The organism is Streptomyces sp. NPDC039736 (assembly GCF_055596485.1).
The window spans coordinates 41,287-64,514 of the sequence record NZ_JBVIUQ010000013.1; the positions used below are offsets into that span (position 1 = coordinate 41,287).

Here is a 23,228-nt window from a genome sequence, read left to right on the forward strand (position 1 = left end):
CACCCGCCGAGGGCTTCTGGAACGAGCCCGCGTCCCCTTCGGCCGCCGCGAGTGCTACGACCTCCGGCGGTTCTCGTTGAACTCCGCCACGTTCCGCTTCTGGACCTCGTAGTCGTGGGTGAAGCGCGTGTCGCCCGGTTTGACCGTGACGAAGTACAGCCAGTCCCCGGGCGGGGGCGTGCGGGTCGCGCGCAGGGCGTCCAGGCCCGGGTTGCCGATCGGGGTCGGCGGCAGACCCTTGCGCTGGTAGGTGTTGTACGGGCTGTCGAGCCGGGTGTCCTCGTGCGTGGTGTCGAGCGTGCTGCGGTTCATCGCGTAGTTGAGCGTCGAGTCCATTTGCAGCGGCATGTCCCTGACCATCCGGTTGTCGATGACGCGGGCCACCTTGCCCATGTCCTGCGGGGTGTCCGCCTCCGCCTGGACGATGCTGGCGATCACCAGGTCGCGGTGCGCGCCGGGGCCCGTGCCCAGGCGTTCCTTCGCCGTCTTCACCATGTACGTGAGCAGGCTCTGCGCCGTGGCGCCGTCCTTCACCGGGTACGTCGCCGGGAACAGATAGCCCTCCGGGTTGCCCTTGGCCGCGGCGGGAAGACCCAGGTCCGCGGTGGCGGCCGTCTTCTTCGCGGTGCCGGGTTCCGCCCCGACGGCCCGGTCCACGGCGTCGTACACCTGAGCGGAACGCCAGCCCTCGGGGACGGTCAGGGACGTGGCGTGGCCGCTCTCCCTCTTCCACAGCAGGAACAGCACCACCGCCCCCGCCACCAGGCCGAGCACCACGAAGGTGCACACCAGCACGATCATGCGGCCGCCCCGCCGCGACCCGCGGCGCGTCGTCGGGGGCGGGACTTCCCGGGACTCGAACTCCATACCGGAACGCTAACCCGGGGGCGACGGCGTGCGGCTGTCGCCTCGGCCTGATGGGTGCATCCCCTGGAACACACGAACAGGGGATCGGGTGTTCGCTGGAACGCGTGATCGTACCGGCTTTCCTTGCTCAACTCCCTTGTGGCGCACGATGCTTACGGGGCGCAAGCGACGGGCTGCAGACCGTGTTCGCGCGTTGTCCCACACATGTACGAGTACGCGGCACACGGGTGCCGCAGCACAAGGAGAACCCAGATCATGAACCTCATCACCGACCTCCTCGCCGGCGTCTTCCACTTCCTGGGCTGGATGGTCTGACCGAGGTCCCGCCACGGCGCCGTTCCTCCCCCGTCCCAGGGGAGGGGCGGCGCCGCCGCATGTCCGGGACGGGTCCCGCGGGCCCGCCGACACCGCCGGTCCCGCGCACGGGGCCGGTCCCGTCACGGGGCGGCCAGGACGTCCGGGGTGGCGGCCTTCGTGGTCAACCGCGCATCCCTGCGCACCAGGGCGGCGTAGCGGCCGCCTCGGGCGAGCAGTTCCTCGTGCGTCCCGCGCTCGCGGATGCGGCCCCCGTCCAGGACCACGATCTGGTCGGCGTCCCGGACCGTGGAGAGGCGGTGGGCGACGGTGATGGTGGTGCGTCCCGCGGAGAGGCTGTCGATGGCCTGCTGCACCGCGTGCTCGGTACGGGTGTCCAGCGCGCTGGTGGCCTCGTCCAGGATCAGCACGGGCGGGTCGCGCAGGATGGTGCGGGCGATGGCCAGGCGCTGCTTCTCGCCGCCGGAGAAGCGGTGGCCGCGTTCGCCGACGAGGGTGTCGTAGCCGTCGGGCAGCGAGGCGATGTGGTCGTGGATCTGGGCGGCCTCGGCGGCGGCCCGCAGTTCGTCGTCGGTGGCGTCGGGTTTGGCGAAGCGCAGATTGTCGGCGACGGAGGCGTGGAAGAGGTAGGTCTCCTGGGAGACGACGCCGACCGCGCGGGCCAGCGTGTCGAAGTCCAGGTCGCGCACGTCCGTGCCGTCGAGGGTCACGCGGCCGCCGGTCACGTCGTACAGCCGGGGCACCAACTGGCTGAGGGTACTCTTGCCGGAACCGGTGGGGCCGACGACGGCGAGGCTGCCGCCCGCCGGGACGGTGATGTCGATGCCGGTGAGGGCGGGGCCGGACGCCGCGTCGTACGCGAAGTCGACGTTCTCGAAGCGGACCTCGCCCCGGGGGGCGCTCAGCCGGACCGGGTTCTCGCGCTCGGTGATGTCGACGGGCAGGTCGAGGTATTCGAAGATGCGCTGGAAGAGGGCGAGCGAGGTCTGCATCTGGACGCCCGTGGAGAGCAGGCTCACGGCGGGCCGCAGCAGGCCCTGCTGGAGCGAGACGAAGGCGACCAGCGTGCCCAGGGAGACCACCGGCGCTCCCGCGTTCATCGTCAGGCCGGCCGCCCAGTAGATGACGGCGGGCATCGCGGCCATCACGATGCCGATGGTGGACATGCGCCACCGGCCCGCCATGCTGGACCGTATCTCGAGGTCGACGAGGCGCTCGGACTCCTCGGCGAAGTTCCTGGTGAGGGAGTCGGAGCGGCCCATGGTGCGGCCGAGCAGGATGCCGCTGACCGAGAGGGACTCGGTGACCGTGGCGGACATGGCGGCCATCTGCTTCTGGCGCTTGGTGGTGATCTTCTTGCGCTCGTGGCCGACCTTGCGGCTGATCCACACGAAGAGCGGCAGCAGGAGCAGGGAGACGACCGTGAGCCGCCAGTCGAGGGCGAGCATGGCGACGACGGTGGCGACGACGGCGGTCAGGTTGGAGACCAGGGAGGTCGCGGTGGAGGTGACGGTGGCCTGCATGCCGCCGATGTCGTTGGCTATCCGGGACTGGACCTCGCCCGTGCGCGTGCGCGTGAAGAAGGCGAGCGACATCCGCTGGAGCCGGGCGTAGACGGCGGTGCGCAGGTCGTGCATGACGCGCTGGCCGACCGTGGTCGACATCAGGGTCTGCAGGACGCCGAAGACGCTCGTCATGACGGCGGTGACGATCATGCCGAGGGCGAGCAGGGTCAGCAGGCCCGTGCGTCCCTGGGGGATGGCGACGTCGAGGATCTCGCGCAGCAGGAACGGCGAGGCGACGCCGACCAGCGAGGACGCGCCGACGAGCAGGCCGACGAGGGCGAGCCGGAAGCGGTAGGGGCGGAAGAGCCGCAGGATGCGGCGGACCTCGGCGGGCGGCTGCTGCCCGCCCGGTTCCGGATCGGGTGGCGTCCAGAGCTTTTCGGGGGTCAGCTGGCGGTCGGGGTGCATGGGCTCCCTCGGGGGTGCGGGTGTCAGGACGGGCGGTGCGGATTCATGTCTTTTCGATCGAGCCTAGTTGATTGTTACCTATACTCACAATGCACTTGGTCCTGTTATTGTTCCCGGCATGAGCACACATTCGGATGACGGCCTGCTCGCCGAGCAGTTGCTGCGGCTGACCCGGCGCCTGCACCGCGCCCAGAAGCGTCAGATGGAGCCCATCGGCATCACCCCCGGGCAGGCCCGCCTGCTGCGCGTCGTCTCCCGCTACTGCCTGCGCGACGGCGCCGCGCCGCGGATGACCGACCTGGCCCGCGGCCTGGAGGTCGTGCCGCGCGCGGTGACCACGCTGGTGGACGGCCTGGAGCAGCAGGGCCGGGTGCGCCGGGTGCCCGATCCGCAGAACCGCCGGACGGTCCGCATCGAGCTCACCGCCGCCGGCCGCGACACCCTGGACGCGTTGCGCAGCGCGCGCCGCGACGCCGTGGAGGACATCCTTGCTCCATTGGCCGCCGACGAGCGCAAGGTCCTCGGCGGTCTGCTGTCCACCCTGGTGGACGGGGGCCCGCCGCCCTGCTGAGCGGGGCCGCCGTACCGCCGCAGCCGCGAGAGGACCCGCCCCATGCCGCTCCTGGAGCCGAAGCCGGAGGCCCTGGCCCCGGCCGCCCCGCAGGCCCCCGCCCCCGACCGGGTGCCCGCCGCGCTCGCGGAGGGCACGCCGCTGTCGCTGCGCCGGGACCTGAGCGCGCTGCTCGGCGCGGAGAAGGTGCTGTGGAAGGTCTCCGACCTGGTGCGGTACGCGGCGGACGCCAGCCCGTACCGGTTCGTGCCGCAGGTCGTGGTGGTGGCGGAGGACGTCGACGACGTCTCGGCGGTCCTGTCGTACGCGCACGGCAAGGGCCGCGAGGTGGTCTTCCGGGCCGCCGGGACCTCGCTCAACGGGCAGGCCCAGGGCGAGGACATCCTGGTCGACGTGCGGCGCCACTGGTCGGGCGTCGAAGTGCTCGACGGCGGCGCCCGCGCCCGTGTCCGGCCGGGCACCACGGTCGTCCGCGCCAACGCCGCGCTCGCCCGGCACGGCCGCGTCCTGGGACCCGACCCGGCCAGCGCCGTCGCCTGCACGCTGGGCGGGGTCGTCGCCAACAACGCGTCGGGGATGGCCGCGGGCACCACCCGCAACAGCTACCGCACCCTGGCGTCGCTGACCTTCGTCCTGCCGTCCGGCACCATCGTCGACACGGCCGACCCGAACGCCGACGAGGACCTGGCCCACGCCGAACCCGCGCTCTGCGAGGGCCTGCTGGCACTGAAGCGGGAGATCGAGGCGGATCCGGAACTGGTCCGCCGCATCCGCGCCAAGCACGAGCTCAAGAACACCAGCGGCTACCGGCTCGACGCCTTCCTGGACGGCGGGACGCCCGTGCAGATCCTGCGCGGGCTGATGGTCGGCTCCCAGGGCACCTTCGCCTTCATCGCGGAGGTCGTCTTCGACACGCTCCCGCTGGACCGCCACCTCTCCTCGGCCCTGCTGTTCTTCCCCACGCTGTCCGCCGCCGCGGCCGCCGTGCCGCTGTTCAACGAGGCGGGTGCGCGGGCCGTGGAGCTGATGGACGGCAACACGCTGCGCGCCTCGGTGAGCGTGGCGGGCGTCCCCGCCGACTGGGCGGACCTGCCGAAGGAGACGACCGCGCTCCTCGTGGAGTTCCGGGCCCCCGACGAGGCGGGCCGGGAGGCCCACGAGCGGGCGGCGGCCGAGGTGCTCGGCCGCCTCGACCTGGTCGCGCCCGTCCCCTCCGTCACCAATGCCTTCACCCGCGACGCCGCGACCGCCGCCGGTTACTGGAAGGCCCGCAAGGCCTTCGTCACGGCGGTCGGCGGCGCCCGCCCGTCCGGTACGACGCTGATCACCGAGGACTTCGCGGTTCCGCCCGCCCGGCTCGCCGAGGCCTGCGAGGCGCTGCTCGGCCTCCAGGAGAGGCACGGCTTCGACGCCGCCGTCGCCGGGCACGCCGCCCACGGCAACCTGCACTTCCTGCTCGCCTTCGACGCGGGCGACCCCGCCGACGTCCGCAGGTACGCGGACTTCATGGACGACTTCTGCCGGATGACGGTCGAGCGCTTCGACGGCTCCCTCAAGGCCGAGCACGCCACCGGCCGCAACATGAGCCCCTTCCTGGAACTGGAGTGGGGCCGGGCGGCCACCGACCTCATGTGGCGCACCAAGGAGTTGATCGACCCGGACGGCGTGCTCGCCCCGCGGGTCGTCCTCAACCGCGACCCCGAGGCCCATCTGCGCGGTCTGAAGACCATCCCTCGTGTCGAGGCCGAGGCCGACCCGTGCATCGAGTGCGGCTTCTGCGAGCCCACGTGCCCCAGCGGCGACCTCACGACCACCCCGCGCCAGCGCATCGTGCTGCGCCGGGAGCTGATGCGCCAGCCCGCCGGCACGGCGGTCGGCGCCGAGCTCCTCGACGCGTACGGGTACGACGCCGTGGACACCTGCGCGGGCGACTCCACCTGCAGGATCGCCTGCCCGGTCGGCATCGACACCGGCGCGCTGATGAAGGACTTCCGGCACCGCAGGCACTCGCCGCGCGAGGAGCGCGTCGCGGCGCTCGCCGCGCGGAACTTCGCGGCGGTGGAGGCCTCGGCACGCCTCGCGGTGGCCGCCGCGGACAGGATCTCCGACCGGCTGCTGACCTCCGTGACGGGCCTCGCCCGTAAGGCGGTGCGCCCCGACCTCGTCCCGGGGTGGCTCCCGGAGATCCCGGGCGCCGCCGCCCGCACCCTGCCCCGCACCTCCCGGTCCGCGGCGCACGCCGTGTACTACCCGGCCTGCGTCAACCGCATCTTCGGCGGCCCGAAGGGGCACCCGGGGCCCTCGCTCCCCGAGGCGGTGGTGGCCGTGTCGGCGCGCGCCGGAAAGCCGGTGTGGATCCCCGCCGACGTGCGCGGCACCTGCTGCGCCACCATCTGGCACTCCAAGGGGTACGCGGACGGAAACACCGTGATGGCCAACCGGATCGTCGAGGCGGCCTGGGGCTGGACGGCCGGCGGCCGGCTCCCCCTGGTCGTCGACGCGTCGTCCTGCACGCTGGGCATCGCGCACGAGGTGGTGCCGTACCTCACCGAGGAGAACCGGGAGCTGCACGCCGAGCTGGACGTCGTGGACTCCGTCGTGTGGGCCGCCGAGGAGCTGCTGCCGGAGCTGACCGTGCACCGCACCGTGGCGTCCGCGGTGCTGCACCCCACCTGCTCGATGCAGCACCTGGGCGACGAGGCGCAGTTGCGCCGGGTCGCCGAGGCGTGCGCCGAGGAGGTGGTGGTCCCGGACGACCTGCGGTGCTGTGCGTTCGCGGGCGACCGGGGGCTGCTGCACCGGGAGTTGACGGAGTCCGCCACCGCCCGGGAGGCCGCCGAGGTGGGGCGGCGCGAGTACGACGCGTACCTCTCGGCGAACCGGATGTGCGAGGTCGGCATGGACCACGCCACGGGACACCCCTACCGCTCCGTACTGCTGGAGCTGGAGCGCGCCACCCGACCGGGCGGGACGGGCCTGCAAACCTCCCCGCACAAGAATCCATGAACCGCGGAAGACAAGTCCAACAAGTGCAAATCCCTTTACCCACGGGCCCCTTGTGCCCCACCCGGACCCTCCGTGAGGGTGATCGACACCTGATTGCCTTTCACGGAGGTCCGATGTACGACGACACGGCGACACCGACCCCTGACGACACCCCCGGGCCCGACGGTGTGACCCGCCGTTCCGCCCTGCGCAGCGCCGGCGCGGTCGGCGCGGGGCTCGGCCTCGGCGCGGGCGGCATGCTCGGCGCGGCCGGGACCGCGCACGCCGCCCCGGCCCCCGACGAGGCGCCCCGGCGCCACGGCAAGACCATGGCGAACGTCCCCTTCGAGCGGCGCTCCACCGTCCGCGTCGGCATGATCGGCCTCGGCAACCGCGGCGACGGCATGATCGACCTCTTCCTCGCCCTGCCGAACGTGAAGGTCGTGGCCGTCTGCGACCCGGTCCGCGCCAAGGCGGAGAAGGCGGCCGCGAAGGTCGTGAAGGCCGGCCAGCCGGCTCCGGCCGTCTACGCGAAGAACGAGGACGACTACAAGAACCTCTGCAAGCGCGGCGACATCGACTTCGTGTACGTCGCCACCCCGTGGGACTTCCACTACGAGATGTGCAAGACCGCCATGCTCAACGGCAAGCACGTCGGCGTGGAGTGTCCGCTCGCCATGCGCATGGACGAGATCTGGGACCTGGTCAACACCTCCGAGCGCACCAGACGCCACTGCATGCAGTTGGAGAACTGCTGCTACGGCAAGAACGAGATGCGCGTCCTGCGGATGGCGCACGCGGGCCTGTTCGGCGACCTGCTGCACGGGGCGGGCGCCTACAACCACGACCTGCGCGGCCTGATGTTCGACCCCGACTACTACGAGGGCCCCTGGCGCCGCCTGTGGCACACCCGGCTGCGCGGCGACCTCTACCCCAACCACGGCTTCGGCCCGGTCGGCAACTACATGGACGTCAACCGCGGCGACCGCGCGGTGAGCGTCGTCAGCGTGGGCTCCCCCGCGCTGGGCCTGGCCGAGTACCGCAAGAAGCACATGCCGCCGGGCGACCCGAGCTGGAAGGAGTCGTACATCGAGTCCGACCGTACGATCAGCCTCGTCCAGACCGCCAAGGGCCGCGTCATCCGCCTCGAACACGATGTGTCGACCCCGCACCCGTACAGCAGGATCAACAGCCTCGGCGGCACGCTCGGCCTCTTCGAGGACTACCCGCCGCGGATCTATCTGGAGCCCGCCAACACCAACGACCAGTGGGACGACTTCAAGAAGTACGCCGAGTGGGACCACTGGCTGTGGAAGGAGCACTCCAACCCGCCCGGCGGCCACGGCGGCATGGACTACCTGATGCTGTTCCGGCTGATGCAGTGCATGCAGCTCGGGCTGGTGCCGGACTTCGACGTGTACGACGCCGCCGTGTGGACGGCGCCGGTGCCGCTGAGCCATCTGTCGATCCGGGCCAAGGGCGCCCCGCAGCAGATCCCGGACTTCACCCGGGGCGAGTGGAAGAAGGCGCGGCCGGGCGTGGACTCGGCGAAGCCGAAGGCCTGAGGCGGCGAACCGGGCCGGGCCCTGCCGGGCCCGGCCCGGTTGCCGGGTGGCCGCGCCGTCCCCGGTGTGCGTGGCGCGCTGCGACCGGGGTGGGTCGCGGGACCGGCGGGAACGCCGGTCCCGGCCGGCGGCGGGGCGCGGACTTTTTGGCGGGTTCTGTGGGGGCCTGCGGGTAATTCGATTGCCCGCGGGCCTCGAAAAGCGCGAACCTTGCACGGTTTGCGGCGGCGGACCGGTTCCGCTCCGCCGTCGCCCGTGTCCGCGTCCCCCGTCGTCCGCACCCGCACCCCGCCGTGTACCGGCGGCGCGCCGACCCGTAGGAATTCATGCAGATCAAGGATCTTCCGTATCACGATCCCGGCGAACCCGACGTCCGCTCCGGGGGCCGGTTCCTGCTGTGGCTGGGACGCAACCAGCTCGGCGGACAGGTCAGGGCCATGGGCTGGGGACTGCTGCACCAGCTCGGCGTGGCGGGGCTGCCGCTGGGCGTGGGCATCGCCGTGCAGTCGGTCGTCGACCGGTCCGGCAAGGGGCTCGCGCTGGGTGCGGGGCTGCTGGTGCTGATGGGGGTGGCGCTCGCGCTCGGCGACACGATGCTGCACCGGGTGGCGGTCACCAACTGGATCACGGCGGCGGCGCGGGTGCAGCAGTTGCTGGCGCGCAGGACGGCAGAGCTGGGGGCCGCGCTGACCCGGCGGGTCGCGGCGGGCGAAGTGGTGGCCGTCTCCACGGGTGACGTCGAGAAGATCGGGTGGTTCGTCGAGGCGCTGTCGCGGTTCGCCGCCGCCGTCCTCGCGCTCGTGGTCGTCTGTGTCGGCCTGGTGGTCTACCAGCCCGCGCTGGGCGTGGTCGTCGCCGTCGGCGTCCCGGCCCTGGCGCTCGCCGTGCTGCCGCTGCTCCCCCGGGCCACCGCGCGGGCCGACGTGCAGCGCGAGAAGGCGGGCAGGGCGACGGAGCTGGCGTCCGACACGGTCGCGGGCCTGCGCGTGCTGCGCGGCATCGGCGGCGAGGAGCTCTTCCTCGGGCGTTACCGCGAGGCCTCCCAGGAGGTCCGGAAGGCCGCCGTCCGCAGCGCCAGGATGTGGGCGCTGATCGCCGCCGTCCAGGTGCTGCTGCCGGGTCTGCTGCTCGTCGCGGTGGTCTGGTACGGGGCCGGGCTCGCCCGGCAGGGCACGGTGACCGTCGGCGAACTGGTCACCGTGTACAGCGCGGTGACGCTCCTGATGTACCCCTTGCGCCATTTCGAGGAGATCGCGATGGCCTACAGCTTCTCGAAGCCGTCCGCCAAGCGGGCGGCCCGGGTGCTGGCCCTGCGCCGCACCGCGCCCGGCGACGGGCAGGAGGCCGCGCAGTCGCCGACCGGCGACCTGTACGACCCGGTGACCGGGCTGCTGGCCCCCTCGGGGGTGTTCACGGCCGTGGTGTGCGGGGACCCGGACCTGGCGGGGCGGCTCGCGGAGCGGCTCGGCGGGCATCCGGCGGGGGCGCAGGACGGTGCGGAGAAGCTCGCGTCCGTGCGGCTGGGCGGGGTGGCCCTGGACGAGCTGCCGCTCATCGCGGCGCGGTCCTCGGTCCTCGTCCAGGACAAGGACCCGGTGCTGCTCTCGGGCACGCTGCGCGAACTCCTGGACGTACCCGCGTCCGGGAAGGTGTCCGCGGCGGAGGCCCTCGACGCGGCGCAGTGCACGGACGTCCTCGCGGCGCTCGCCCAGGCGTCGGCCACCGGGGACGGCGACCCGATGGAGACCCGGATCACCGAACGCGGCCGGTCGCTGTCGGGCGGCCAGCGCCAACGCCTGGCGTTGGCACGGTCGTTGGTGACCGACCCCGAGGTGCTGGTCCTCGACGAGCCGACGTCCGCCGTCGACTCGCACACCGAGGCCCGGGTGGCAGCGGGTGTCTCCCGGCTCAGGTCCGGCCGTACGACCGTGGTCCTGGCCTCCTCCCCGCTGCTGCTCGACCAGGCCGAGCGGGTGGTGTTCGTGCACGACGGGACGGTGGCGGCGGTCGGCGACCACCGCGAGCTGCTGCGCACCGAGCCGCGCTACCGGGCGGTCGTCACGCGTGAGACGGACGACGAGGCCGCCCCGGACGCGCGGATACACGAACTGTCGGCCCGTGAGACGACCGTACGAGAAGAGATCGAGGAATCGGCATGAGCGCCACGACGGCCAAGGGCGCCCCCAGCATCGGGGTGGCTCCCCCCGCGTACGACCCGGCCGCCCCCGAGTCGGCGACGACGCTGCCGGTGGGCAGCCCGGCGACCGTGCGCGACTACGTCACCGGGCTGCTGCGGCGGCACCGGAAGGCCTTCGCCGCGCTGATCGGCTTCAACACCCTCGCGGTGATCGCGTCGATGGCCGGCCCGTACCTGCTCGGCGGGATCATCGAGGATCTGACGGAGGGCGCGAAGGACCTGCGACTGGAGCGCACGGCGGGACTGTTCGCCGCCGCGCTGCTGGTCCAGGCCTTCTTCGTACGGCAGACCAGGGTGAACGGCGCCCTGCTCGGCGAGCGCATGCTCGCCGACCTGCGCGAGGACTTCCTGGTCCGCTCGGTGGGCCTGCCGCCGGGCGTGCTGGAGCGGGCGGGCACCGGTGACCTGCTCTCCCGCATCACCACCGACATCGACCGACTCGCGAACGCGATGCGGGAGGCCGTGCCGCAGCTCGCCATCGGCGTGGTGTGGGCGGTGCTGCTGCTCGCCGGTCTGACGGTGACCGCGCCGCCGCTGGCCCTGGCCGTGCTGCTGGCGCTGCCCGTGCTGATCACCGGCTGCCGGTGGTACTTCAAGCGGGCGCCCTCGGCGTACCGCTCGGAGGCGGCGGGGTACGCGGCGGTCGCGGCGATGCTCACCGAGACGGTCGACGCGGGCCGCACCGTCGAGGCGCACCGCCTCGGCGAGCGGCGCGTCGCGCTGTCCGACCAGCGGGTGCGGGAGTGGACCGCGTGGGAGAACTACACGCTGTGGCTGCGCACCGTCCTGTTCCCGGTGGTCAGCGCCACCCACGTCACCATTCTGTGCGGGTCGGTCGTGATCGGCGGAGTGTTCGTGCTCCAGGGCTGGCTGACGGTGGGTCAGTTGACGACCGGAGCGCTGCTGGCGCAGATGCTGGTGGACCCGGTCAACCTGATCCTGCGCTGGTACGACGAACTCCAGGTCGCCCAGGTGTCCTTGGCCCGGCTGGTCGGGGTGCACGACATCGAGCCGGACGCCGGGGACGAGACCCTCGCCCCGGACGGCCGGCGGCTGCGCTCGGACGAGGTGAACTTCGGGTACCGGGAGGGCGTCGACGTCCTGCACGGGGTGACGCTCGACGTGGCGCCGGGGACCCGGGTCGCCCTGGTGGGCCCCTCGGGTGCCGGGAAGTCGACGCTGGGGCGGCTGATGGCGGGCATCTACGCGCCGCGCACGGGGGAACTCACGCTCGGCGGGGCGGAGTTGTCCCGGATGCGGGCGGAGCGGGTGCGGGCGCACGTGGCGCTGGTCAACCAGGAGCACCACGTGTTCGTCGGCTCGCTGCGGGACAACCTGCGGCTGGCCAGGGTCGGCGCCGAGGACGCCGAGCTGTGGGCGGCGCTGGGCGCGGTGGACGCGGACGGATGGGCGCAGGGGCTCGCGGAGGGGCTGGACACCGAGGTCGGCTCCGGGGGCTTCGCCCTCACGCCGGCCCAGGCGCAGCAGATCGCGCTGGCCCGGCTGGTGCTGGCGGACCCGCACACGCTGGTGCTGGACGAGGCGACGTCGCTGCTGGACCCGAGGGCGGCCCGGCACCTGGAGCGGTCGCTGGCGAAGGTGCTGGAGGGGCGGACGGTCATCGCGATCGCGCACCGGCTGCACACCGCGCACGACGCGGACGTGATCGCGGTCGTCGAGGACGGGCGGATCGCGGAGCTGGGCAGCCATGAGGAGTTGGTGGCGGCGGAGGGGGCGTACGCGGGGTTGTGGAGGTCGTGGCACGGATAGGCCGGGCGGGGGGTGTGTGCGGGCCCCCCGGGCCCGCTCCCGGCCGGGCGGACGTGCGCTGCCGGGCGGGGGGGCGGGCGAGGGCAGGCGGGGTCGCTGCGGTGCGGGCGCGCCGCGGGCCGTGCCCGGAATCCCGGTCGCCCGCGGCGCTGCCCCGGCCCCGCCCCTCCGCCTGAAGCGCTCGGCCGCGCGGCTTCGCGGTGGGTCGCTCGCGCGGTTCCCCGCGCCCCTAGCGGGGCGCCCGGCCGAGCCGGTCCAGGGTCTGCTGGAGGGTCTGTCCCATTCCCGTGCCGCCCATGTGGCCCGAGTCGTCGAAGATGTGCAGGTTCGCGTCGGGCCAGGCCCGGGCCAGTTCCCAGGCCGTGTGCGGCGGGCTGCCCAGGTCGTGGCGGCCCTGGAGGAGGACCCCGGGGATGCCCGACAGCTTGCCCGCGCCGCGCAGCAGTTCGCCCTCCGCCAGCCAGGCGCCGTGCGCGAAGTAGTGCGAGGCGATCCGGACCAGGGAGATCCGGCCCGCCTCCGGGCGTCCCGTGTAGGGCGCGGCGGCCGGCTTCGCCGGTTCCAGGCTCAGCACCGCGTCCTCCCAGGCGCACCAGTCCGCCACCGCCTGGTCCCGTACCGCGAGATCCGTGCTGGACGCCCGGCGCGCGTACGCGGCCACCAGGTCGTCCCGCTCGTCCTGCGGCACCCCCGCCCGGAACCTGGCGTACGCCTCCGGGAAGAAGCGGCCCACTCCCCCGTACAGCCAGGCCGTCTCCGAGCGCCGCGTCGTCGTCACCCCGGCGAGGACGATCCCGCTCACGCGCTCCGGGAAGGCCTGGGCGTACGCGAGGATCAGCGTCGAGCCCCAAGAGCCGCCGAAGAGCAGCCACCGCTCCACCCCCAGGTGTTCGCGGAGCTTCTCCATGTCGGCGACCAGGTGCGGGGTGGTGTTGTGCTCCAGGCTCGTCGTGGGGTCGGCGACGTGCGGGGTGCTGCGGCCGCAGCCGCGCTGGTCGAAGAGGACCAGGCGGTAGCGGTCGGGGTCGAAGAGCTTCCGGTTGCGCGGGCTGCTGCCGGTGCCGGGGCCGCCGTGCACGACGACGGCCGGCCGGCCGGCGGGGTTGCCGGAGACCTCCCAGTGGACGCGGTTGCCGTCGCCGACGTCGAGCAGACCGTGGTCGTGGGGCGGAAGGACCGGGTACGGAGCGGGCATCGGCCGGGGCCTCCTGGCGTCGGACAGCACGGGGGGCGGGGCGGGCGCGCCCCGGCCCCACCGTAGCGCCGCACCCGGGGCGGGCGGCGGCGCGCAGCGTGGTCGGCGGCTCAGATGTAGCCGAGCGCCGCCGCCCCGCCCGCTCCCCCGGCCAGCATGAACACCGGCATCAGCACCTTCAGCTCCACCCAGCTCCCGGCCCGGAACCGCAGCGCCTTCGGCGGCCCCAGCGGGTACCAGCGCTTGCCCGCGATGGGGATCGGCCACAGGACCGGGCAGCCGGAGACGGTCAGCGCGTCCCCGATGTCGTGCACGAGCGCCCCCAGGACGATCGGCAGGCCCAGCCACAGGTACTCCTGGCCGGGGGCCTCGAACAGCCAGTTCGCGCCGTTACCCGGCTTGTCCAGCACGCCCGCCAGTATCCACGCGCTGGTCGCGCCCAGCAGCCACACCAACACGTCGCTGGAGACCCGGGCGGCCCGCCACAGCAGGCCCTCCACCGCCAGCACGAGGTGCACGAAGAGGATGGCCAGGACGGCCCAGCGGCCGCCCCCTATGGCCGCCGCCGAGCAGCCCGCGCCGACGGCCACGGCCCACACCCAGGTGTGCGTGAGCGTGCGGTGGCCTCCCGTGCGGCGCGGGTCCTTCTTGGTGCGGGTCGCCTTGTAGACGGCGTACGACAGTTTGTCGACGATCTCGCAGAGCAGCCGGGAGACCGGCCCGAAGGCGCGCGAGATGGTCGCCGACTTGTGGTCGAGGTCGGGGGCGAGGGCGGCCCCCGCGCAGATCAGTGCGCCGACGACGAGCACCGGCCAGGGCATCGCGTGGCCGGCTGCGGCGGCCGCGGCTCCCACCCCGAGCCAGGCGGCCGCTCCCGACAGTGAGTGCGCCGGTCCCATCATGGTCGTTCCCGCCCCATTTGTTGTGTGTTCCCCATCTCTTCCCTGGCGCGGCCGAGTTGAGTCGCGGCCGCCGATGGGCTGGTCCGCCACCCTATCCGGGATGATCTTGCACATACCCTCCGGTTCCGCGATCCGTACCGGCACCGGGCAAGATGGGGGGCGTGACCCTCATCGATCAGCTCCCGCCGAACGCCGACCCCGACACCCTCTTCGAGGCCTTCTCGACCTGGGCCGAGGGGCAGGGCATCGCCCTCTACCCGGCGCAGGAAGAGGCGCTGATGGAGGTGGTCACCGGCGCGAACGTGATCCTGTCCACGCCCACCGGCTCCGGAAAGAGCCTGGTCGCGGCGGGTGCGCACTTCACGGCGCTGGCCCAGGACAAGGTCACCTTCTACACGGCGCCGATCAAGGCCCTGGTCTCGGAGAAGTTCTTCGACCTCTGCAAGCTCTTCGGCACCGAGAACGTCGGCATGCTCACCGGTGACGCCTCGGTGAACGCGGACGCCCCGGTCATCGCCTGCACGGCCGAGGTGCTGGCCTCGATCGCGCTGCGTGACGGCAAGTACGCGGACATCGGCCAGGTCGTGATGGACGAGTTCCACTTCTACGCGGAGCCCGACCGGGGCTGGGCCTGGCAGATCCCGCTGCTGGAGCTGCCGCAGGCGCAGTTCGTCCTGATGTCGGCCACGCTGGGCGACGTCTCGATGTTCGAGAAGGACCTCACCCGGCGCACCGGCCGCCCGACGGCGGTCGTACGGTCGGCGACCCGGCCGGTCCCCCTGTCGTACGAGTACCGGATGACGCCCATCACCGAGACGCTCACCGAGCTGCTCGACACCCGGCAGTCGCCGGTCTACATCGTGCACTTCACGCAGGCGGCGGCCGTCGAGCGCGCCCAGTCGCTGATGAGCATCAACATGTGCTCCAAGGAGGAGAAGGAGAAGATCGCCGAACTGATCGGCAACTTCCGCTTCACCACCAAGTTCGGCCAGAACCTCTCCCGCTACGTCCGCCACGGCATCGGCGTGCACCACGCGGGCATGCTGCCGAAGTACCGCCGCCTGGTGGAGAAGCTGGCGCAGGCCGGTCTGCTCAAGGTCATCTGCGGTACGGACACCCTCGGCGTCGGCGTCAACGTACCGATCCGCACCGTGCTCTTCACGGCGCTGACCAAGTACGACGGGACCCGGGTCCGCACCCTGCGCGCCCGTGAGTTCCACCAGATCGCCGGGCGGGCCGGCCGGGCCGGGTTCGACACGGCGGGCTTCGTCGTCGCGCAGGCCCCCGAGCACGTCGTGGAGAACGAGAAGGCGCTCGCCAAGGCGGGCGACGACCCGAAGAAGCGCCGCAAGGTGGTCAGGAAGAAGGCCCCGGAGGGCTTCGTCGCCTGGTCGGAGTCCACCTTCGACAAGCTGATCGGCTCCGACCCCGAGCCGCTGACCAGCCGTTTCCGGGTCACGCACACCATGCTGCTGTCGGTGATCGCACGTCCGGGCAACGCCTTCGACGCGATGCGCCACCTCCTGGAGGACAACCACGAGCCGCGCAAGGCGCAGCTCCGCCACATCCGCCGGGCCATCGCCATCTACCGCTCGCTGCTCGACGGCGGCGTGGTCGAGCAGCTCGACACGCCCGACGCCGAGGGCCGGATCGTACGGCTGACCGTCGACCTCCAGCAGGACTTCGCGCTGAACCAGCCGCTGTCGACCTTCGCGCTGGCCGCCTTCGACCTCCTCGACCCCGAGTCGCCGTCGTACGCGCTCGACATGGTGTCCGTCGTGGAGTCGACGCTGGACGACCCCCGGCAGATCCTGGGGGCGCAGCAGAACAAGGCGCGCGGCGAGGCCGTCGGCCAGATGAAGGCGGACGGCGTCGAGTACGAGGAGCGGATGGAGCGCCTCCAGGAGGTGTCGTACCCCAAGCCCCTGGAGGAGCTCCTGTGGCACGCGTACAACGTGTACCGCAAGAGCCACCCGTGGGTCGGCGACCACCCGGTCTCGCCGAAGTCGGTCATCCGTGACATGTACGAACGGGCCATGACCTTCGCCGAGTTCACCTCGCACTACGAGCTGGCGCGCACCGAGGGCATCGTGCTGCGCTACCTGGCGAGCGCGTACAAGGCCCTGGAGCACACCATCCCCGACGACCTGAAGTCGGAGGACCTCGAAGACCTCATCGCGTGGCTCGGCGAGCTGGTGCGCCAGGTGGACTCCTCGCTGCTCGACGAGTGGGAGCAGCTCGCGAACCCCGAGGTGGAGACCGCCGAACAGGCGCAGGAGCGGGCCGACCAGGTCAAGCCGGTCACGTCGAACGCCCGCGCCTTCCGGGTCCTCGTGCGCAACGCCATGTTCCGCCGGGTGGAGCTGGCGGCGCTGGACAACGTGCACGCGCTCGGCGAGCTGGACGCGGAGTCCGGCTGGGACGAGGACGCGTGGGGGGAGGCCATGGACGCGTACTGGGACGAGCACGACGACCTGGGCACGGGCCCGGACGCGCGCGGCCCCAAGCTGCTGATCATCGAGGAGGACGCGGCGCACGGGCTGTGGAAGGTCCGCCAGATCTTCGCCGACCCGGCGGGCGACCACGACTGGGGCATCAGTGCCGAGGTCGACCTCGCGGCGTCGGACGAGGAGGCGCGCGCGGTCGTGCGCGTCACGTCCGTCGGCCAGCTCTAGCCCTACCCAGCGAAGGAACTCACGATGACGAATCCGGCCGAGAGACTCGTCGATCTGCTCGACCTGGAGCAGATCGAGGTCAACATCTTCCGCGGCCACAGCCCGCAGGAGCACCTCCAGCGGGTGTTCGGCGGGCAGGTCGCGGGCCAGGCGCTGGTCGCCGCGGGCCGCACCACCGACGGCGACCGCCCGGTGCACTCGCTGCACGCGTACTTCCTGCGCCCGGGCCGCCCCGGGGTGCCGATCGTCTACCAGGTGGAACGGGTGCGCGACGGGCGTTCCTTCACCACCCGCCGGGTGACGGCCGTCCAGCAGGGCCGGACGATCTTCAACCTGACGGCCTCCTTCCACAAGCCGGAGGAGGGCGGCATCGAGCACCAGCTCCCGCCGCGCCGCGAGGTGCCGCCGCCGGAGTCGCTGCCGTCGGTGGCCGAGGAGATCCGCGCCCACCTGGGCTCGCTCCCGGACGCGCTGGAGCGCATCGCCCGCCGCCAGCCCTTCGACATCCGCTACGTGGACGGCCTGCGCTGGACGCGCGAGGAGATCGAGGGGGCGGAGCCGCGCAGCGCGGTGTGGATGCGGGCGGTGGGCCCGCTGGGCGACGACCAGCTCGTCCACACGTGCGCGCTGGCGTACGCGAGCGACACCACGCTGCTGGACGCGGTGCGCCTGCCGGTCGAGCCGCTGTGGGGCTCGCGGAACTTCGACATCGCGTCGCTGGACCACGCGATGTGGTTCCACCGGCCGTTCCGGGCGGACGAGTGGTTCCTGTACGACCAGGAGTCCCCGATCGCCACGGGCGGCCGGGGCCTGGCGCGGGGCCGGATCTACGACCGGGAGGGCAGGCTGCTCGTCTCGGTCGTCCAGGAAGGGCTGTTCCGCACCTACGAAGCACCCCAGGGCTCCGACGGCTGAGCGGTGCCGGGCAGGCCGGAAGCGACCGGCGGCGGCACTCCTGCCGCCGCCGGTACGCCGGACGGCCGGGCCGATCAGGAGGACTTGGCCGCCCCCGCCCCGCAGGTCCTGGGCCCAAAGGCCGAGCCGTACCGGATCCGGAGGATGATCCCGAACCGCGTGCCCCTCGCGCACAATCAGCCCCATGACAGAGACCTGGCCCTCGCACCTGGACGTCGGCGCCGTCCGCTTCGCCCGTCCCACCGCCCGGTACGACGCGATCCTTGCCTTCTACCGGGACGACCTCCAGCTTCCGGTCCTGGCCGACTGGCGGGACCACTCCGGACACGACGGGGTGGTGTTCGGGCTGCCCGGCGCCCCCGTCCACATGGAGATCACCCAGCACGGCAGTCCCCCGCGCATACCGGAGCCCCACCCGGAGAACCAGCTCGTGCTGTACCTGCGCGGACCGGAGGCCGTCGCCGCGGCCTCGGCCAGGCTGCGCGAGCGCGGGCACGAGCCCGTGCCGGCGGCCAACCCGTACTGGCCGGCACGGGGTTCGGTGCTCTTCGCCGACCCGGACGGCTGGCTCGTCGTCCTCGCCCCGTGGGTGTTCGGCGAGGACCCGGTCCCGGTGCCGGTATAGGCAGGAGGGGAGCGTCATGCCCGCGTCGCCGACGCCGTTGCCGACGGTGACGCCCGGCCCCGGGGCGACGGAGGAGGTCGCCGTCCAGGCCGCGGACGACGCCGCCGACCAGGGTGAGGAGTCCGCAGCGCACCTGGGCGGGGGTGCGGCCGAACTCCGCGAAGGCGTACGGGCCGTGCGGTGGGACCCTCGGCAGCCAGTGCGCCCAGGTCCGGCCGAGGGCCGGCCGGTCGGCGTCGGGCAGCGGGCGCAGCAGTGCCATGGCGGGCGGGCCGGGTCCGGTCGCCGTCCCGTTGCGGCAGGCGGAGCGCAGGACCGCGTGCGCGAGCGCGGGCAGGCGGCCCTCGGCGGCGAGCCGCTCGAACTCGGCCGTCGGCTCCCGGCGCAGGCGCGGATCACGCACATCCGTACTCATGGAACGAGCGTAGGACGCACCACTGACAACGCCCCTCGCCTGCCTCGCGCGAGGGACCTCCGGGCCTCCCCCGCCGGCCGCACCTCGGCGCCCGTCGCTCCCGTGCCGTTCGGGGTGACCAGGACGCCCGGAGCACGAGGGGCGGGGCCCGGCCTCTCCCCGCCGGGGCTCCCGGGGCTCTCGGCAGCCCCCGGAGCCTCGGGGCTCCCGGGGGGCGACGCCCGGCCCGGGCACCGCGGGGGTTAGCCTGCGGCTGGTCTCCGACGATTCCCGCCGGACGCAACAGGAGGAGCGGCTCATGAGCCTGTACGACATCCCGCTGCACGCACTGGACGGCACGCCGACGAGCCTGTCCGCCCACCGGGGCAAGGCCGTCCTGATCGTCAACGTCGCGTCGAAGTGCGGCCTCACCCCGCAGTACACGGGCCTGGAGGAGCTCCAGAAGACCTACGCCGACCGCGGCTTCACGGTCCTCGGCGTCCCGTGCAACCAGTTCGCGGGCCAGGAGCCCGGCAGCGCGGAGGACATCGCCGCCTTCTGCTCCGCGAGCTACGGCGTCACCTTCCCGCTCCTGGAGAAGACCGAGGTCAACGGCGAGCACCGCCACCCGCTCTACGTCGAACTGACGAAGACCGCGGACGCGGAGGGCGAGGCCGGGGACGTGCAGTGGAACTTCGAGAAGTTCCTCATCGGCACGGACGGCGCACCCGTGGCCCGCTTCCGCCCGCGTACCGAGCCGGGTGACACCGTGCTCGTGTCGGCCATCGAAGCCCATCTGCCCGCCTGACCCCGACGGCTCAGTGGCTCGACGGCTCAGTGGCCCACGGCCCGGAGCCCCGGCATGGGCGCCTTCTTCACGGAGACAGGCGCCCATGCCGTCCGCGCTCGGCTCCCGCCGGGCCACGCTGTCCCGGCTCCCTCAGAAGCTCCGCGTGCGCTTCGAGCAGCGGCACGTCGGCCGGCTTCGCACGGATGACCCCCTGGGGGTGCTGGTTGGCCAGGGCGGCGAGGGGAACCGGGCGGTCGTAGAGGGCCTCGGTCGCCTTCGCATTCAGTACGGTGCTGACCTTCCAGGGGTAGCGGGCGTCCCCCGGCTCCTCCTTCGGGACGGCCGCCACCACTGTCAGGGCGGCGATCTCCTTCACCGGTGTGGCGAAGTAGATCCAGATGCGGTCCCCCGGCTCCAGGTAGCGGCGCGCGGCCAGGCACAGCACCATCTCCGGCCGCGTCGCGGCGAGTTCACGCACGTACTCCTTGGTCTCCGGTTCGCCGCCCGCGCTCGCCAGGGTGGGATTCACGCAATAGATCCAGTCCTGCATGACGTGCACTCACTTCTGCTCGGGGGCGGCGGGGGCCGTACGGATTCACGCACCGCATCCGCAAGTGCCCGCTCGCCGCAGGACTACCCCTCCCCCGCCCGAGCGAAGCACACCCTGCCCCCGCCGGCCCCGCACCCTAACGGATCGGCATGCCCGACAGCGTCCGGGCGATGACCAGGCGCTGGATCTCGCTCGTGCCCTCGAAGATCGTGTAGATCGCGGCGTCCCTGTGCATCCGCTCCACCGGGTACTCGCGGGTGAAGCCGTTGCCGCCGAGGATCTGCACGGCCTGGGCCGTGACCTTCTTGGCGACCTCGCTCGCGTAGAGCTTCGACATCGAGCCCTCCGCCGCCGTGAACGGCTTCCCCGACACGGCCATCCAGGAGGCCCGCCAGACCAGCAGCCGGGCGGCGTCGATCTGGGTGCGCATGTCGGCGAGCTGGAAGGCGATGCCCTGGTTGTCGATGATCGGGCGCCCGAACTGCTCGCGCGTCTTGGCGTAGTCGAGGGCGACCTCGTACGCGGCGCGGGCCGTGCCGACGGCCATCGCGCCCACCGCCGGGCGGGAGGCCTCGAAAGTCGCCATCGCGGCGTTCTTGACGCGTTCGCCGCCGCCGTTGGCCGCCCGCTCGCGGGCCCGGGCCAGCCGCTCGTCCAGCTTCTCCTTGCCGCCGAGCAGGCAGGAGCCGGGGACGCGTACGTCTTCGAGGACGACCTCCGCCGTGTGCGAGGCGCGGATGCCGTGCTTCTTGAACTTCTGGCCCTGGGAGAGCCCCGGGGTGGCGGGCGGGACGATGAAGGAGGCGTGCCCCTTGGAGCCGAGGGAGGGGTCGACGCAGGCGACGACGACGTGGACGCTCGCGATGCCGCCGTTGGTGGCCCACGTCTTGGTGCCGTTGAGCACCCACTCGTCCTTGGCCTCGTCGTAGACGGCGCGGGTGCGCAGGGCGGCCACGTCGGAGCCCGCGTCCGGCTCGGACGAGCAGAAGGCGGCGACCTTCACGTCGTTCGCGTCGCCGTACATCTGCGGTATCCAGGTGCCGATTTGCTCCTCGGTGCCGTTGGCCAGGACGCCGACGGCGGCCAGTCCGGTGCCGACGATGGACAGCGCGATGCCCGCGTCACCCCAGAAGAGCTCTTCCATAGCCATGGGGATGCCCAGGCCCGTAGGGTCGAAGTACTGCTGTGCGTAGAAGTCGAGCGAGTAGATTCCGACCTTGGCGGCCTCCTGGATGACGGGCCAGGGCGTCTCCTCGCGCTCGTCCCACTCCGCGGCGGCCGGACGGATCACGTCCGCGGCGAAGCCGTGGATCCAGTCGCGGACCTGCTTCTGGTCATCGTTGAGATCGAGCGTGAACTCGGCCATGTCCCCTCCAGCACCTGCACGTTACTTGCGGTAACCCCGAGTGTGTTACCCACGGGTAGCCCCTGTCAACAGTCGGCTGTCACCGGGCAGTGTTACGTTGCGCGGGGGTCACGGAACGGAATCACCTGGGCGGGGAGAGCACCGATGGAGTCCACACAGCAGGCGTCAGCGCAGCGGTCGAGTGCCGAGGCCCGGCGGCGCGAGCTGCTCGAAGCCGCGGACCGGGTGGTCCTGCGGGACGGTCCGCAGGCCTCCATGAACGCCATAGCCGCCGAGGCCGGCATCACCAAGCCGATCCTCTACCGGCACTTCGGCGACAAGGGCGGCCTCTACCGGGCCCTCGCCAAGCGGCACACCGACGCCCTGCTGGCCGCGCTGCGCGCCGCCCTGGACGCCCCCGCCGGACGGCGCGAACGCGTGGAGCGGACCCTCGACACCTACCTCGCGGCGATCGAGTCCCGCCCGCAGGTCTACCGCTTCCTGATGCATCCGGCGGAGGACGCCGCCGCCCCGGCCCCCGAGCAGGGTTTCGACGTGGGGCGGCACTCGGCGCCGCTGCTGCGGCGGATGGGCGAGGAGTTGGCCGAGGTGATCGCCGAGCGGGTGGACCTCGGGCCCGACAGCGAGCAGCTCGCCCGGGTCTGGGGGCACGGGATCGTCGGGATGATGCATGCGGCGGGCGACTGGTGGCTCGGCGAACGCCCCTGCTCCCGGGCGGAGTTGGTGAGCAGCCTCGCCGACCTCCTGTGGGGCCGGCTCGCCGCCGCGGGCGACCGCCCGGGCGGACCGGGCTTCTAGGCCGGCCGGAGCCGCGTCCCGGGAACCACGCGGCCGGCCGCGCCGCCCCCGCACGGACCCGCGCCCGCCCGCCGAAGCCCTACGGCGTACGCCCCCACTTCGCCCTGCCCGCCCGGCGCAGCACCTTCGCCCTGCGCCATCCGGTGAGGCGGTCCGGGTAGACCATGCCGTCCAGGTGGTCGCACTCGTGCTGGAGGCAACGGGCGAAGAACCCGGTGCCGGTGACCGTCACCGGCGCGCCCGTCACCGTGAAGCCCTCGACCACCGCATGGTCGTGGCGCGGGGTGCCCGCCTCCAGGCCGGGGAGGGACAGGCAGCCCTCGGACCCCCGTACGACCAAGCCGTCCGCCTCCACCAGACGCGGGTTGACCACGTGGCCGAGGTGGCGCACCTCCTCGTCGTCCGGGCAGTCGTAGACGAAGACCCGCAGGGACTCCCCCACCTGGTTGGCGGCGAGGCCGACGCCCTCGGCCGCGTACATCGTCGCGAACATGTCCTCGACCAGGCGCGCGAGCGCCGCGTCGAAGGCGGTGACGGGCTCGCACGGCGCGTGCAGGACGGGGTCGCCGAGCAGCGTCATCGGGCGTACGGTGCCGGAACTGCCGGGAATGGGGCGGTGTCGCATGGCCGTAAGCGTACGTTCCGCCGCGCGTCCCGTACCGTCGAGGCTGGTCCGCGCCCTCGCCCACGGGTGCCGCGGTTCGGGCGTACGGCGGGACCTCGATAGGCTGAGCCCGGACTGTTGACCGGTGGACCTGGGGCAAGTGCGGCGCCG

Annotated in this window: 17 protein-coding genes; 10 read left to right on the forward strand and 7 right to left on the reverse strand. The window is 72.7% G+C overall.

Annotated features, from left to right (window positions below):
* Window positions 1-54: 54 nt before the first annotated feature.
* Window positions 55-867, reverse strand: coding sequence for an endolytic transglycosylase MltG (mltG, locus tag ACZ56L_RS31220; protein ID WP_468688974.1), 813 nt, complete (start codon window positions 865-867; stop codon window positions 55-57).
* 437 nt (window positions 868-1,304) lie between these two features.
* Window positions 1,305-3,155, reverse strand: a complete 1,851-nt coding sequence (locus ACZ56L_RS31225; protein ID WP_401763655.1) for an ABC transporter ATP-binding protein — start codon at window positions 3,153-3,155, stop codon at window positions 1,305-1,307.
* 118 nt (window positions 3,156-3,273) lie between these two features.
* On the opposite strand from ACZ56L_RS31225, the gene ACZ56L_RS31230 reads away from it, so the two are divergent.
* The 5 genes from ACZ56L_RS31230 to ACZ56L_RS31250 all read left to right on the forward strand — a co-directional run bounded on the left by ACZ56L_RS31230 (window position 3,274) and on the right by ACZ56L_RS31250 (window position 12,243).
* Window positions 3,274-3,726 (forward strand): MarR family winged helix-turn-helix transcriptional regulator, encoded by a 453-nt coding sequence (locus tag ACZ56L_RS31230; protein WP_345225416.1) that lies wholly within the window; start codon window positions 3,274-3,276, stop codon window positions 3,724-3,726.
* Between the two features lie 42 nt (window positions 3,727-3,768).
* Entirely contained in the window at window positions 3,769-6,732 is a 2,964-nt protein-coding gene (locus ACZ56L_RS31235) for an FAD-binding and (Fe-S)-binding domain-containing protein (RefSeq protein ID WP_471067865.1), read from the forward strand.
* Window positions 6,733-6,845: 113 nt separating this feature from the next.
* Window positions 6,846-8,276, forward strand: coding sequence for a Gfo/Idh/MocA family protein (locus ACZ56L_RS31240; protein ID WP_471067868.1), 1,431 nt, complete (start codon window positions 6,846-6,848; stop codon window positions 8,274-8,276).
* A gap of 326 nt (window positions 8,277-8,602) precedes the next feature.
* A complete protein-coding gene (locus ACZ56L_RS31245) occupies window positions 8,603-10,435 on the forward strand; it encodes an ABC transporter transmembrane domain-containing protein (RefSeq protein ID WP_468688968.1) in 1,833 nt (610 codons plus the stop codon).
* The gene (locus tag ACZ56L_RS31250; protein WP_471067871.1) at window positions 10,432-12,243 is read left to right on the forward strand and encodes an ABC transporter ATP-binding protein; all 1,812 of its coding nucleotides are present in this window, start codon (window positions 10,432-10,434) and stop codon (window positions 12,241-12,243) included. Before ACZ56L_RS31245 ends, ACZ56L_RS31250 begins: the two co-directional genes overlap by 4 nt.
* A gap of 229 nt (window positions 12,244-12,472) precedes the next feature.
* Here the strand turns inward: ACZ56L_RS31250 and pip are convergent, their stop codons facing one another.
* Both pip and ACZ56L_RS31260 read right to left on the reverse strand, forming a co-directional pair.
* Complete coding sequence (pip, locus tag ACZ56L_RS31255) at window positions 12,473-13,438, reverse strand: prolyl aminopeptidase (protein ID WP_345225404.1); 966 nt, start codon at window positions 13,436-13,438, stop codon at window positions 12,473-12,475.
* 110 nt (window positions 13,439-13,548) lie between these two features.
* Entirely contained in the window at window positions 13,549-14,340 is a 792-nt protein-coding gene (locus ACZ56L_RS31260; RefSeq protein WP_345225401.1) for a metal-dependent hydrolase, read from the reverse strand.
* A gap of 161 nt (window positions 14,341-14,501) precedes the next feature.
* On the opposite strand from ACZ56L_RS31260, the gene ACZ56L_RS31265 reads away from it, so the two are divergent.
* The 4 genes from ACZ56L_RS31265 to ACZ56L_RS31280 all read left to right on the forward strand — a co-directional run bounded on the left by ACZ56L_RS31265 (window position 14,502) and on the right by ACZ56L_RS31280 (window position 19,757).
* Window positions 14,502-17,015, forward strand: a complete 2,514-nt coding sequence (locus tag ACZ56L_RS31265; RefSeq protein WP_345225399.1) for a DEAD/DEAH box helicase — start codon at window positions 14,502-14,504, stop codon at window positions 17,013-17,015.
* Window positions 17,016-17,039: 24 nt separating this feature from the next.
* The gene (locus ACZ56L_RS31270) at window positions 17,040-17,930 is read left to right on the forward strand and encodes an acyl-CoA thioesterase (RefSeq protein WP_345225397.1); all 891 of its coding nucleotides are present in this window, start codon (window positions 17,040-17,042) and stop codon (window positions 17,928-17,930) included.
* Window positions 17,931-18,114: 184 nt separating this feature from the next.
* Window positions 18,115-18,555 (forward strand): VOC family protein, encoded by a 441-nt coding sequence (locus ACZ56L_RS31275; protein WP_468688963.1) that lies wholly within the window; start codon window positions 18,115-18,117, stop codon window positions 18,553-18,555.
* Between the two features lie 713 nt (window positions 18,556-19,268).
* A complete protein-coding gene (locus ACZ56L_RS31280) occupies window positions 19,269-19,757 on the forward strand; it encodes a glutathione peroxidase (protein ID WP_345225395.1) in 489 nt (162 codons plus the stop codon).
* Window positions 19,758-19,824: 67 nt separating this feature from the next.
* On the opposite strand, the gene ACZ56L_RS31285 is transcribed toward ACZ56L_RS31280, so the two are convergent.
* Window positions 19,825-20,268, reverse strand: a complete 444-nt coding sequence (locus tag ACZ56L_RS31285; RefSeq protein WP_468688960.1) for a hypothetical protein — start codon at window positions 20,266-20,268, stop codon at window positions 19,825-19,827.
* Between the two features lie 157 nt (window positions 20,269-20,425).
* Window positions 20,426-21,655 (reverse strand): acyl-CoA dehydrogenase family protein, encoded by a 1,230-nt coding sequence (locus tag ACZ56L_RS31290; protein WP_345225391.1) that lies wholly within the window; start codon window positions 21,653-21,655, stop codon window positions 20,426-20,428.
* 144 nt (window positions 21,656-21,799) lie between these two features.
* Between ACZ56L_RS31290 and ACZ56L_RS31295 the strand changes: the two genes are divergently transcribed.
* Window positions 21,800-22,453: a TetR/AcrR family transcriptional regulator gene (locus ACZ56L_RS31295; protein ID WP_345225388.1), complete on the forward strand. Its 654-nt coding sequence runs from the start codon at window positions 21,800-21,802 to the stop codon at window positions 22,451-22,453.
* Window positions 22,454-22,532: 79 nt separating this feature from the next.
* Here the strand turns inward: ACZ56L_RS31295 and def are convergent, their stop codons facing one another.
* Window positions 22,533-23,078 carry a peptide deformylase gene (gene def, locus ACZ56L_RS31300; protein ID WP_345225386.1) on the reverse strand — a complete coding sequence of 182 codons (546 nt, stop codon included), beginning with the start codon at window positions 23,076-23,078 and terminating at the stop codon, window positions 22,533-22,535.
* Between the last annotated feature and the right edge of the window lie 150 nt (window positions 23,079-23,228).